Origin of the sequence: Ruegeria sp. (assembly GCF_028066395.1) — a bacterium.
In the GTDB taxonomy this organism is placed as follows: Bacteria; Pseudomonadota; Alphaproteobacteria; order Rhodobacterales; family Rhodobacteraceae; genus Ruegeria.
The window spans coordinates 1-11,242 of the sequence record NZ_JALCBM010000051.1 but is presented as its reverse complement, the minus strand read 5'-3'; the positions used below and the strand labels follow the sequence as shown (position 1 = coordinate 11,242).

The window sequence follows — 11,242 nt, the reverse complement described above, 5'->3', positions numbered from 1 at the left end:
CGTGCGATGTTGATCAGGATGGCTGAAGGATTCATTGCCTCCAGCACTTTTGCGTCGATCAGATGACGGGTATCCGCACCACCCGGAACAGCGATTGCGAGGAAATCAACGGCAGCGGCCAATGCCCCAAGGTCGGGGATGTAGTCCGCCGGGAAATCCAAGTCCTTGGGGCTGCGGGATTGATAAGCGATCTGCATGCCAAAGCCGAAATGGCAACGCCGGGCGATGGCCTGACCGATCCGCCCCATGCCGACGATGCCCACCGTCTTGCCCGTCACGTGATGCCCCAGCATCTGAGTCGGATGCCATCCCTGCCATTCACCTTTGCGCACCAACCGCTCGCCCTCACCCGCGCGGCGGGCGGTGGACAGCAGCAAGGTCATGGCAATGTCCGCCGTTGCATCCGTGACCGCGCCGGGGGTGTTGGTCACTTGCAGGCCAGCAGCCCGGGCAGCCTGCACGTCGATATGGTTGTAACCGACGCCGAAATTGGCCAGCAATCTGCAGCGTGGCGCGGGGACGTCCGCGAAAACCTGCGCCGAGAATTGGTCACCCAGCGTGGGCACAACCACGTCGAACTCGGTCAGCGCACGGCGCATTTCCTCATCACTCAGCGGCTGCGTGCTGCTGCGGATTTCGACGTCGAACTCCGCGCGGGCGCGGGCCTCGACTGCTTCGGTCATCGGGCGGGCAATCAGCAACCTCATCAATGCATCCTTCCGCCGATGGGAACCTCACCATCCGGGCCGATCAAAACGATCTCACCGCTGTCATCGGGCAGGCCCAGCACCAGCACCTCGGACATGAACTTACCGATCTGGCGCGGCGGGAAGTTGACCACCGCCATCACCTGTTTGCCGATCAGCGTCGAGGGATCGTAATGCGCGGTGATCTGGGCCGAGGTCTTCCGCTCGCCAATCTCATCGCCAAAGTCGATCCACATCTTGATTGCGGGTTTGCGGGCCTCGGGGAAGGGTTCGGCGCGGATCACCTCACCCACGCGGATATCGACCTTGAGGAAGTCGTCAAAGCTGATCTCACTCACGCGAAAGCTCCTTGGATCGGTTGGTCGCGGCCTTGACGGCGCGGTGCAGTAGATCGGGGAAGCCCTGTTCTTCGTGCATCAACACCTCAAGCGCGGCTTGCGTGGTGCCGTTGGGAGAGGTCACGTTGATGCGCAGTTGCGAGGGGTCTTCCTCGGACGCCATGGCCAGCGCCCCGGCCCCGGCTACGGTGGATTTGGCCAGCTTCATCGCCAATTCATGCGGTAGCCCGTGCGCCTCTCCCGCCTGAGCCAAAGTTTCAATCAGGTGGAAGACATAAGCCGGACCCGATCCGCTGAGGCCGGTGACCGCGTCCATCTGCGCCTCATCCTGCAACCGGACGGTCTCGCCAATCGCGGATAGCAGGTTTTCGGCCATGGCCACATCCGCATCCGAGCTTACCGCGTTCCCGATCAGCGCCGTGATCCCCTGCCGGATCGCGGCGGGCGTGTTCGGCATGGCGCGCACAATGGGAGTGCCTTCGCCCAGCACGCCTTCGAACGTGGCAATCGACGTGCCAGCAGCGACCGAAATGAACAGGCTACCACCCCCGCCCAGTGCCTTGATCGCGGGCAGGGCCTCACCCATCATCTGCGGCTTGACGGCCACCAGCACAACGGCGGGTGCTTCGGGCAGGGCTGTGTTGATGTTGACGCCCAGCGCCTTCAACCAATCCGAGGGGTACGGATCGATCACCCAGACCGAGGACGCAGGAAGGCCATGCTCCAACCATCCGGCGAGCATGGCCGATCCCATCTTGCCGCAGCCCAAAAGCACAAGCCCCTGTTCAGCGACACGTGACATGTCCATGATTGCCCCTCCCCTTCACATACCGGTTCGGGGCAAAGCTTTACGCGCGGCCGTAGGCCTCTGCAATGGCGACTTGCATCGCGTCTTCGGGGCTGCGATTGCCCCAGGTCACCAATTGGATCGCGGGATAGTAACGCTCGGCGCTCAGCACGGCGGCGCTGATCATGGTGTCGATCTGTTCCGGGCTGGCCATCTGGCCACCGGCCAGAACCAGACCATAGCGATAGACCATCAGCTTTTGATTGGCCCAGTAGGTGAACGCCCCTGCCCAGCACTGATCATTCATCTTGTTGAGCAACTCATACAGTTCGGCATCGCGATCCTTTGGCGGCTCCATCTCGAATGAACAGACCATCCGCAGGGTTTCGTCATAGTTGGACCAGGCCAGCGTGATCGAATAGGTGCGCCACTGGCCTTCGACGGCCATAGCGATCTGATCATCCCCGATGCGATCAAAATCCCAGTCGTGATGTTCGGCCAGATGTTCAACGATGTCGATTGGATGAAGGTCTTCTTCGAGAAACTGCTCGGAAAGGGCCATAATGCCACCTCACTCATCTCTAGCATTTCAGGGCTGGCAGCGCCCCAGCGCTAGTTGCTTTATCTACAAGCCGGGGCTTACCCGTCTGCCTGTACTAAATATGGTGCGATGCGAGCAGGGTTCTGGCAACCCTATTTATTGGGGATAACAGCAATAAGTTGTGGACAGCTGGCAACGGAGGTCAAAATATTGGCGACCCGAGCAGCTTTGTCTTGATTAAATTCCGCGATGCGTCAAACTGCACCCCACCGCACAATCCGGCATCGGATTGCGCGTTGGATGTTGTTGTCCCGAAATTTCAGGTAGTGGCGCGTTATTTGTCCAGTTTCGCCTCAAGCGCGGCGATGCGCGCCTCAAGCGCTGCGTTTTCCTCGCGCGCTTTCTGGGCCATGGCGCGGACGGCATCAAATTCCTCGCGCGTGACGAAATCGCGGTCGGCCAGCCAGCGGTCGATCATCGACTTCATCGCATTCTCGGCCTCTTCCCGTGCGCCCTGCGCCACGCCCATGGCGTTGGTCATAAGTTGGGAAACATCGTCGAGGATCTTGTTGCGGGTTTGCATGGGTTTAACTCCGATATCGCGGTTGACCCCTATATGGGTAAAGAATGGCGCGGGCTCAAGGTTGACTTGCCCTGCAAACCCCGGGCAATGAGACGCACATGCAGGCTGTTCTGAATTTCCCCGATCTGTCGCCCGAATTGTTCTCGATCTCATTGTTCGGGATGGAGTTCGCCCTGAGGTGGTATGCCCTGGCCTACATCGCTGGCATCCTGATTGCCTGGCGCATGGCCATGATGGCGCTGCTGCGTCCGGCCTTGTGGCAGAATCAGACGCCGCCGATGAAGCCGGAGCAGGTCGAGGATCTGGTTACCTGGATCATCATCGGCGTCATTTTGGGCGGGCGGCTGGGCTTTGTGCTGTTCTACCAGCCCTCTTATTATCTGTCGCATCCCGCCGAGATCGTGCAGGTCTGGCAGGGCGGCATGGCCTTTCACGGTGGCCTGTTGGGGGTGATCCTTGCGTCTTACCTGTATGCGCGCCGCCACAAAATCGCGATCCTGTCGCTGGGCGATCTGGTCGCCTATACGGTGCCGCCCGGGCTGTTGCTGGGACGGCTGGCGAATTTCGTGAATGCCGAGCTGTGGGGCCGCCCGTCCGAGCTGCCATGGGCGGTGATCTTCCCCGGCATGGCGGCGCAGGATTGCCCCGGCGTTGTTGCGGGCATGTGCGCGCGACACCCCTCGCAACTGTATGAGGCCGCGTTGGAGGGCCTGCTGCTGGGCGCCCTGCTGCTGTGGCTGGTCTATCGGCGCGGCGCATTCCAGCGGCCCGGCCTGATCATGGGGCTGTTTCTGGCCGGATACGGCGCCTCGCGCTTTGTGGTCGAGTTTTTTCGCCAACCGGATGCACAGTTCGTCTCACCCGGTAATCCGCTGGGGCTGGCCTGGCATGTGGGCGGTTATGGCCTGACCATGGGACAGGCTCTGTCGCTGCCGATGATCGCCCTCGGCCTGTGGTTCGCGTTAAGGGCTCGGCGCACGGCATGAGCCTGCTGGACCATCTGCAGGCCCGCATCCGGCTGGATGGCCCCATGAGCGTCGCCGACTACATGTCCGAATGTCTGCTGCATCCCGAATTCGGCTATTACGCCACCCGTGATCCGCTAGGCGTGCAGGGGGATTTCATCACCGCACCCGAAATCAGCCAGATGTTCGGCGAGTTGATCGGCCTGTGTCTGGCGCAAAGCTGGCTGGATCAGGGGCGTCCGTCGCAGTTCGCGCTGGCCGAGCTGGGTCCGGGGCGCGGGACATTGATGGGCGACATCCTGCGGGCCACGCGCGGTGTGCCGGGGTTTCACGACGCGGCGCAGGTTGTGCTGCTTGACGCCTCGCCGACCCTGCGCGCGGTTCAGGTCGAAACGCTGCGCGATCACGCGCCCCGATGGGTCGACACAATCACCGATCTGCCCGACCTGCCCCTGTTTCTGGTTGCGAACGAATTCTTCGACGCCCTGCCCATCCGCCAGTTCCTGCGCGACGGCGACGGCTGGCGCGAACGGCTGATCGGGGCGGACGGCGATACGCTGACCTTCGGACTGGGGGCGCAAGCCCCACAGGTGGCACTGACGCATCGGCTGGAGGACACTCAGGACGGTGATCTGGTCGAGATCTGCGCCCCCGCCCTGCCGATTCTGACCGAGGTCGCCAGACGCATCACATCCAACGGCGGCGCAGCACTGATCATCGATTATGGCGACTGGCATTCGCTGGGCGACACCTTTCAGGCCCTGCGCGCGCATGAAACCGCCGATCCGCTGGCACACCCGGGTCAGGCCGATCTGACCGCCCATGTGGATTTCGAACCTCTGACGCGGGCAGCCAAGGCCGCGGGGTGCGCCCATACACGGTTGACCCCGCAGGGCGTGTTTCTGGAGCGACTGGGCATCACGACGCGAGCACAGGCGCTGGCCGATGCGGACGGTAAGGCTCGCGACACGGTGATCGCCGCACATCGACGGTTGACGCATCCCGATGAAATGGGAAACCTGTTCAAGGTGCTGGGACTCTACCCTTCCACCGCAGCGCCGCCACCGGGACTGGAACCATGACACTGGAAATTCTGACCTCGGACCTGCTGTCGCCTGTGCGCCACGGGTTCTTCACCCGCCGCGGCGGCGCGTCGTCCGGCATCTTCGCAGGGCTGAACTGCGGGCACGGCTCCTCGGACCAGACCGAGGCGGTCGCGTTGAACCGCAGCCGCGTGGCCGAAGCTATGGATGTGCCGTCCGAGGCGCTGGTCGGCGTGCATCAGGTGCATTCACCGACGGTTTTGACGGTCGAGGCGCCCATAAACGGCGACAAGCCAAAAGCCGACGCCGTGGTCACTGCGACCCCGGGTCTGGCGTTGACCATCCTGACCGCCGATTGCCAGCCGGTCCTATTCGCCGATTCTGACGCAAATGTGATCGGCGCCGCCCATGCCGGATGGCGGGGCGCGCTGGACGGCGTGCTGGAAGCCACATTGGAGGCGATGGAGGCGTTGGGCGCGCAGCGGGAGAACATCTCGGCCGTGATCGGCCCTTCGATTTCCCAATCAGCCTATGAGGTCGGACCCGAGTTTCTGGACGATTTTGTGGCAGACACCCCCGATAACACTCGTTTCTTCGCCAATGGGCAGGGGGATCGGCTGCAATTCGACCTGCCCGCCTTCGGCTTGCACCGGCTGCGCGAGGCCGGTGTCGGACAGGCGGAATGGACGCGGCACTGCACATATTCGGACCCGGACCGGTTTTATTCCTACCGCCGGTCAACCCATGCCAAAGAAGCCGACTATGGCCGCCTTATTTCTGCAATCAGATTGTAGTTCTGGACCGAAATAAGGCAGCTTTGCCCAGATTCCGCCACATTGTTTGTGTTTATGAGAGTCAGAATCGTTTCAAGTTTTCACGAGTACTCAGGTGGTTATCCGGTTCTGTTCTCTGAACCGCCTGATCTGGTTAAGAAAGAGGTACACACAACCTTCATTTTGTCCTGAATTCATCCCGGATGGGCCTTATCCGCGCCGCAAACCCGCGTCACGGTAGGGATCTAAAGGAATAACTGGGGTCGTAATCCCCAAAGAGCAGGACACGAATATGAAGACGAAATCACGCTTTCTCAGCGCTGTCATGGCGGCTGTTCGGGATCAGGAACCTGAAATGCCCTGGAAGCGGGTTTCCAGCAATTCTGTGAGGGTCGCGCGCCGTCTGGCCGCACGCCGCTGATACAGAAGACACCACGGGACCAAAGCTGCCGGTCCCGCAACGTAAATATCCGCACGCCGGTGATGCTCCGGCTCTGGCGTGTGCTGCTGCAGAGGGGTTTGTGGCTTTGTATCGGAGCATATGTACGTGGGTAATTTTCGCCCGCGAGTTGCGAGTTTGCCTGGGGGGTCAAAGTTTTGACCAGTTCAATACGGTTTTCTTTCATGACACGGGGCCACTGCGGCAACCGGTCAGACAAGACCCCACCATTCGGGCAAAGAACACAGCTGGTTGGCATGCATGCACGGGGGTTCAGCGCGCCAATTCAGAGTTTGAGAGGGGACGGAATATAAATGACTATTCCAAATTCACTGACCCGGGCGGCTCAGAACGCCATCGGTACTTCAGCCATTCTGCGCGAAGCGCCCAGGCCGGGAACCAAGCAAAAGGCGCAGTTGCGGCGCTATGAGGTCAGCACCTTGCTGCCCAACGGGGATATCTCGCAAAACCGCCATATCGCACCGGCGCTACCCATGTTCGAGGACGCCTTCTGTGCCTTCACCCGCGGCTCGGTTGTTGAAACCGAACAAGGGCCGATGGCGATCGAGGACCTGCTGCCCGGTGACACCGTGCTGACACAGGACGGAACCTCGCAACCAGTATTGTGGAAAGGCTCGGTCACGTTGATCCCGGGGCGTGAGGATTCGCGGGGGCGCACCCGTCCGCTGACCCGCATCATGGCCGACACGTTTGGCATGCAAAAGCCGATGTCGGGTGTGATCACCGGACCGTCGGCGCGTCTGCTGGGCACGCCTGCGCATCTGCGCCATCTCAACGGAGGCCAGCCGATGCTGACCCCGGTTCACGAATTTCAGGACGGCATGAACGTGATTGAAACCCTGCCCCCGACCCCGGTCGAGCTGTTTCACATCTGCCTGCCGCGCCATTCCGTGATTCGCGTCGATGGGCTGGAGTTCGAAACCTACCACCCCGGCATAAATGCGGCCCGGATGATCAGCCAATCCTTGCGTTCTATTTATCTGAATTTATTCTCACATATAGAATCGCTGAGTGATTTCGGTCCGCTTCTGTATCCGCGTGCCGGTGACGGAGAGATCGACGCAATTACGGCGTAAGTTGATTAACGATTACTGCAAGTGTGGGGGCATCATGCAGATCATTCTTTTATGGGTCTTTTCCCTGACCGTGGTCGCATTTCTGCGACCGTGTTGCGCAAGCAATGCGGCGATGGGGATCAGGCCGTACGGTTCATCCGGTCTTCCAGGACGTCAAATGGCACGCCTGGCTCGTCTTTTGCGCCTCGGATAACCAGTGAGGTCTTGACGCTGGCCACGTTCGGCGTGGTCAGCAGCTCACCCGTCAGAAACTGCTGAAAACTGCTGAGATCGGGTGCAACGCATTTCAGGATGAAATCCACCTCGCCGTTCAGCATGTGGCATTCCCGGACCAGCGGCCATTCGCGGCAGCGCTCTTCAAAAGCGCTGAGTTCGGATTCGGCCTGACTTTCCAGCCCGACCATGGCAAAGACCTGCACCTCGAATCCCAGTTCGCGGGCATTCACCTCGGCGTGGTAGCCGCGGATAAAGCCCGATTCCTCAAGCGTGCGCACCCGGCGCAGGCAGGGCGGGGCCGAGATTCCGACGCGTTTGGCCAGTTCGACATTGGTCATGCGACCGTCTGCCTGCAACTCTGCCAGAATCTTGCGGTCAATCTCATCCAGCCGGGTCGTGACCATCTTATGCTCCGTGATTTTTTCGGTTGTTATAACAGCAGGCCGGAAATGCGCAATAATGTTTCGCGCATACGCAATATTCTTTATTCTCAACGGATTTCAGCCCCGGCTGCCTGATCCCATACGCATATCCGGGTGCCCGCAGGAAAGGGGTTTAAGCCCTGCCCCCCGATCGCTATATCCAAGCGCACGGACAACATGTCCGTCGAGGCAGATTGAGTTGAGGGTACCATGGCCGACACACGACACACCCGGGTTCTGATCATTGGGTCAGGCCCGGCCGGATACACGGCCGGCGTCTATGCAAGCCGCGCGATGCTGGAACCGATTCTGGTGCAGGGGATCGAGCCCGGCGGCCAGTTGACCACCACGACCGAGGTCGAAAACTGGCCCGGCGATACCGAGGTGCAGGGCCCCGACCTGATGGTCCGCATGCAGGACCACGCCAAAGCCATGGGCTGTGAGGTGATCGGCGACATCATCAGCGATCTGGACCTCAGCCAACGCCCCTTCACCGCCAAGGGGGACAGTGGCACCACCTACACGGCCGACGCGGTCATTCTGGCCACCGGCGCCCGCGCCAAGTGGCTGGGCCTGCCGTCGGAAGAGAAATTCAAGGGCTTTGGCGTATCCGCCTGCGCCACCTGCGACGGGTTCTTCTATCGCGGGCAGGAAATCGTTGTGATCGGCGGCGGCAACACCGCCGTGGAAGAGGCGCTGTTTCTGACCAACTTCGCCAGCAAGGTCACCCTGATCCACCGCCGGGATGAATTGCGGGCCGAGAAAATCCTGCAGGACCGCTTGCTGAAGAACGACAAGATCGAGCCGCTGTGGTTCCACGAACTGGATGAGGTGATCGGCACCGATGCGCCGCTGGGTGTCGAAGGTGTGCGGGTCAAAAATGTCAAAACCGGCGAGATCACCGAGATCCCCTGCAAGGGCGTCTTTGTCGCCATCGGCCACGCCCCCGCGAATGAGTTGGTCAAGGACACGCTGGACACCCATATGGGCGGTTATGTGGTGACCAAACCCGGCACGACCGAGACCTCGGTCCCCGGTGTCTTTGCCGCAGGCGATCTGACCGACCATGTCTACCGTCAGGCCGTCACCAGCGCCGGGATGGGCTGCATGGCCGCGCTGGATGCGGAACGCTTTCTGGCGGAACAGGACTAAGTCACCAGCAGGATTGGCGCATATCTGCCCGTCCAAGGCGCAATTTGCCCGGTTCTCACCGTTTTGGGACCGGGCCCTGACTTGACCGCCAGATAGCAGGGCCGCACACTCGTACAACTTCAGGCATCTGCGGGTGGCGGTATTGGACAACGCACTTTGGCGCGGCGGGTGGGAGACCCGGCTTAGGATCGGCAGCGGCCTGATCCTGTTCGCCTATGCGTTTTTCCACTTTATCAATATCGGCCTTGGCCTGTTTCATACCGATTTCCTGCACGGAATGCAGGACACGCGAACCACGGTCACACGGCACGGGATCGGCACCGTCATCCTTTATGCCGCCTTGCTGACCCATGCCGGGCTGGCGCTGCTGTCGCTGGCCCGTCGCCGCACCCTGCGCATGCCATTCAGCGTCGCCTTGCAGGCGGTTCTGGGCCTGCTGATTCCACTGCAACTGATCAGCCATATCGTTCACACCCGTTACGCCAACGAGATTTACAATATCAATGATGAGATGGGCTATATCATCATTCTGATGTGGCCGAACGATGCGATCTGGAAACAGAGCCTGCTGCTGTTCGTGGTCTGGATACATGGCTGTATCGGGCTGCACATGTGGCTGCGCCTGACCAGTTGGTGGCGGCAGATCGTGCCCTATCTGATCGGCGTCGCCGTATTCATCCCCGCCTTTGCCATGGCCGGGCTGCTGACCGAAGGGCGGCGCATCTGGGCGGATTTCGCCATCGAAGAGCTGCGCAGCCAGTATATCGAACATTACAACTGGCCCACATCCGAGCAGTTTCAGGCCATGAATGTCGTCAGGGAAAACGCACTGACCACCTTCTGGGCGTCGCTTGTTCTGGTCGGGCTGATCTATCTGGGGCGCAAGCTGTGGCGGCGCCGACATTCGGTGCGCGTGCGATATGTGAACGGCCCGGATACCGTGGCCGAAAAAGGCATGACCCTGCTGGAAATGTCGCAGGCCAGAGGCATCCCGCACACGGCGCTGTGCGGCGGCAAGGGGCGCTGCACCACCTGCCGGGTGATTGTCGAGGATGGCGCCGATCAGCTCCCCCCACCCAGCGATGTCGAGGCGCGCAGTCTGGCCGCCGTCGGGGCCTCGCCCCAGACCCGGCTGGCCTGCCAGATTCGCCCGACCGAGCCGGTCACCGTGTTCCGGGTGTTCCGCCCTGACGGTGGCCTCAACCGTGCCCATGCCAGTCAGGGGCAGGAACGGCAGCTGGCGGTTCTGTTTCTGGACATGCGCGGCTTTACCGCCCGCACAACGGGGCAATTGCCCTATGATATCGTCTTTCTGCTGAACCGGTTCTTCGACGCCATTGTTCCGGCCATCACCGACGAGGGCGGCGTGGTCGATAAATACATGGGCGACGGGCTGCTGGCAGTGTTCGAAAAACCCGACGCGGCCAGTTCGGCCCGGGCCGGGCTGAATGCGGCGATCGATATCAGCCACGCGCTGGATCGGTTCAATCAGCAACTGGAGGCCGAGGGCAGCCCGCGGATCAGGATCGGCATGGGGCTGCATCTGGGCGATCTGGTTCTGGGCGAGATCGGCGCGGCGGGCCATGCCGCACGCACGATCATCGGCGATGCAGTCAACGTCGCCAGCCGTCTGGAAAGCGAGACCAAGGCGCTGGGTGTGGAACTGCTGGTCTCGGACGAATTGCTGCAGGCCGCTGATGTCACCGTAAGGACCGAAGACATCCGCCTGTTCCAGTTGCGCGGCGTCACCCGGCCGGTTCCGGCCTTGCCCGTGACCCGGGCCGCCGACCTCGATCCGTCGGTTCACGGTGAGGAACACATATACTCAGGCTAAGCGGATTGTTGCTGTTTCGCAGAACCACGGTCGCTTTTCGCGGAAAAGGCTGGAAAATCCTTCCCTTCCCGAAAAAAACCACGCATATCGTCCTTTGTTTCCCCGGTGCTGGTGGACTTTGGCACACGGTCAGGGCACATGCCGGACAAGCCCCAAAGACCCACCAGTAAATCGACACTGCGACAAGAGTATTCTGATGACGATGTTAAGCAACCTGGCCCCCATCCCCGAACTGTATGTTTCCTATGAATCGGCCCAGAAACTGAAGGTTGAGGCCGCCGATCTGACCAGCTGGGATCTGAGCCCGCGCCAGATCTGCGATCTGGAACTGCTGATGAATGGCGG

The 11,242-nt window shown here is 61.1% G+C and carries 12 protein-coding genes; 6 read left to right on the top strand and 6 right to left on the bottom strand.

Translation table 11 applies throughout. The annotated features are described in order from the left end of the window. From MPJ51_RS15390 to MPJ51_RS15370, 5 genes are all read right to left on the bottom strand, one after another. On the bottom strand, nucleotides 1-707 hold a 707-nt coding region (locus MPJ51_RS15390), incomplete at its 3' end, for an NAD(P)-dependent oxidoreductase (protein ID WP_298388549.1). After that, entirely contained in the window at nucleotides 707-1,045 is a 339-nt protein-coding gene (locus MPJ51_RS15385; protein WP_298388547.1) for a tRNA-binding protein, read from the bottom strand. The genes MPJ51_RS15385 and MPJ51_RS15390, both read right to left, overlap by 1 nt. Next, on the bottom strand, nucleotides 1,038-1,853 hold the full coding sequence (gene proC / locus MPJ51_RS15380) for a pyrroline-5-carboxylate reductase (RefSeq protein WP_298388545.1): 816 nt from the start codon (nucleotides 1,851-1,853) through the stop codon (nucleotides 1,038-1,040). The genes MPJ51_RS15385 and proC overlap by 8 nt, the downstream gene beginning before the upstream one ends. A gap of 40 nt (nucleotides 1,854-1,893) precedes the next feature. Next, nucleotides 1,894-2,394, bottom strand: coding sequence for a YbjN domain-containing protein (locus MPJ51_RS15375; protein WP_298388543.1), 501 nt, complete (start codon nucleotides 2,392-2,394; stop codon nucleotides 1,894-1,896). Nucleotides 2,395-2,707: 313 nt separating this feature from the next. After that, the gene (locus MPJ51_RS15370) at nucleotides 2,708-2,956 is read right to left on the bottom strand and encodes an accessory factor UbiK family protein (protein WP_050604795.1); all 249 of its coding nucleotides are present in this window, start codon (nucleotides 2,954-2,956) and stop codon (nucleotides 2,708-2,710) included. Nucleotides 2,957-3,054: 98 nt separating this feature from the next. Here MPJ51_RS15370 and lgt point away from each other — a divergent pair, with 98 nt between their 5' ends. From lgt to MPJ51_RS15350, 4 genes are all read left to right on the top strand, one after another. Then, entirely contained in the window at nucleotides 3,055-3,942 is an 888-nt protein-coding gene (lgt, locus tag MPJ51_RS15365; RefSeq protein WP_298388538.1) for a prolipoprotein diacylglyceryl transferase, read from the top strand. Next, on the top strand, nucleotides 3,939-5,003 hold the full coding sequence (locus tag MPJ51_RS15360; RefSeq protein WP_298388536.1) for an SAM-dependent methyltransferase: 1,065 nt from the start codon (nucleotides 3,939-3,941) through the stop codon (nucleotides 5,001-5,003). The genes lgt and MPJ51_RS15360 overlap by 4 nt, the downstream gene beginning before the upstream one ends. Next, nucleotides 5,000-5,758: a peptidoglycan editing factor PgeF gene (gene pgeF, locus MPJ51_RS15355; protein WP_298388534.1), complete on the top strand. Its 759-nt coding sequence runs from the start codon at nucleotides 5,000-5,002 to the stop codon at nucleotides 5,756-5,758. Before MPJ51_RS15360 ends, pgeF begins: the two co-directional genes overlap by 4 nt. A gap of 732 nt (nucleotides 5,759-6,490) precedes the next feature. Continuing rightward, nucleotides 6,491-7,273 carry a Hint domain-containing protein gene (locus MPJ51_RS15350; protein ID WP_298388532.1) on the top strand — a complete coding sequence of 261 codons (783 nt, stop codon included), beginning with the start codon at nucleotides 6,491-6,493 and terminating at the stop codon, nucleotides 7,271-7,273. Between the two features lie 119 nt (nucleotides 7,274-7,392). Here MPJ51_RS15350 and MPJ51_RS15345 read toward each other — a convergent pair whose 3' ends face one another. After that, entirely contained in the window at nucleotides 7,393-7,893 is a 501-nt protein-coding gene (locus MPJ51_RS15345; RefSeq protein ID WP_298388530.1) for an Lrp/AsnC family transcriptional regulator, read from the bottom strand. Between the two features lie 228 nt (nucleotides 7,894-8,121). On the opposite strand from MPJ51_RS15345, the gene trxB reads away from it, so the two are divergent. Together trxB and MPJ51_RS15335 are read left to right on the top strand one after the other, a co-directional pair. After that, nucleotides 8,122-9,063 (top strand): thioredoxin-disulfide reductase, encoded by a 942-nt coding sequence (gene trxB / locus MPJ51_RS15340; protein WP_298388528.1) that lies wholly within the window; start codon nucleotides 8,122-8,124, stop codon nucleotides 9,061-9,063. Nucleotides 9,064-9,205: 142 nt separating this feature from the next. Further along, a complete protein-coding gene (locus MPJ51_RS15335) occupies nucleotides 9,206-10,897 on the top strand; it encodes an adenylate/guanylate cyclase domain-containing protein (RefSeq protein WP_298388526.1) in 1,692 nt (563 codons plus the stop codon). Nucleotides 10,898-11,242 lie beyond the last annotated feature (345 nt).

Coding starts and splice junctions, on each gene's coding strand:
- MPJ51_RS15345 (WP_298388530.1), bottom strand. CDS start 7,893: ATGGTCACGACCCGGCTGGATGAGATTGACCGCAAGATTCTGGCAGAG.
- MPJ51_RS15375 (WP_298388543.1), bottom strand. CDS start 2,394: ATGGCCCTTTCCGAGCAGTTTCTCGAAGAAGACCTTCATCCAATCGAC.
- pgeF (WP_298388534.1), top strand. CDS start 5,000: ATGACACTGGAAATTCTGACCTCGGACCTGCTGTCGCCTGTGCGCCAC.
- trxB (WP_298388528.1), top strand. CDS start 8,122: ATGGCCGACACACGACACACCCGGGTTCTGATCATTGGGTCAGGCCCG.
- proC (WP_298388545.1), bottom strand. CDS start 1,853: ATGGACATGTCACGTGTCGCTGAACAGGGGCTTGTGCTTTTGGGCTGC.
- MPJ51_RS15370 (WP_050604795.1), bottom strand. CDS start 2,956: ATGCAAACCCGCAACAAGATCCTCGACGATGTTTCCCAACTTATGACC.
- MPJ51_RS15360 (WP_298388536.1), top strand. CDS start 3,939: ATGAGCCTGCTGGACCATCTGCAGGCCCGCATCCGGCTGGATGGCCCC.
- lgt (WP_298388538.1), top strand. CDS start 3,055: ATGCAGGCTGTTCTGAATTTCCCCGATCTGTCGCCCGAATTGTTCTCG.
- MPJ51_RS15350 (WP_298388532.1), top strand. CDS start 6,491: ATGACTATTCCAAATTCACTGACCCGGGCGGCTCAGAACGCCATCGGT.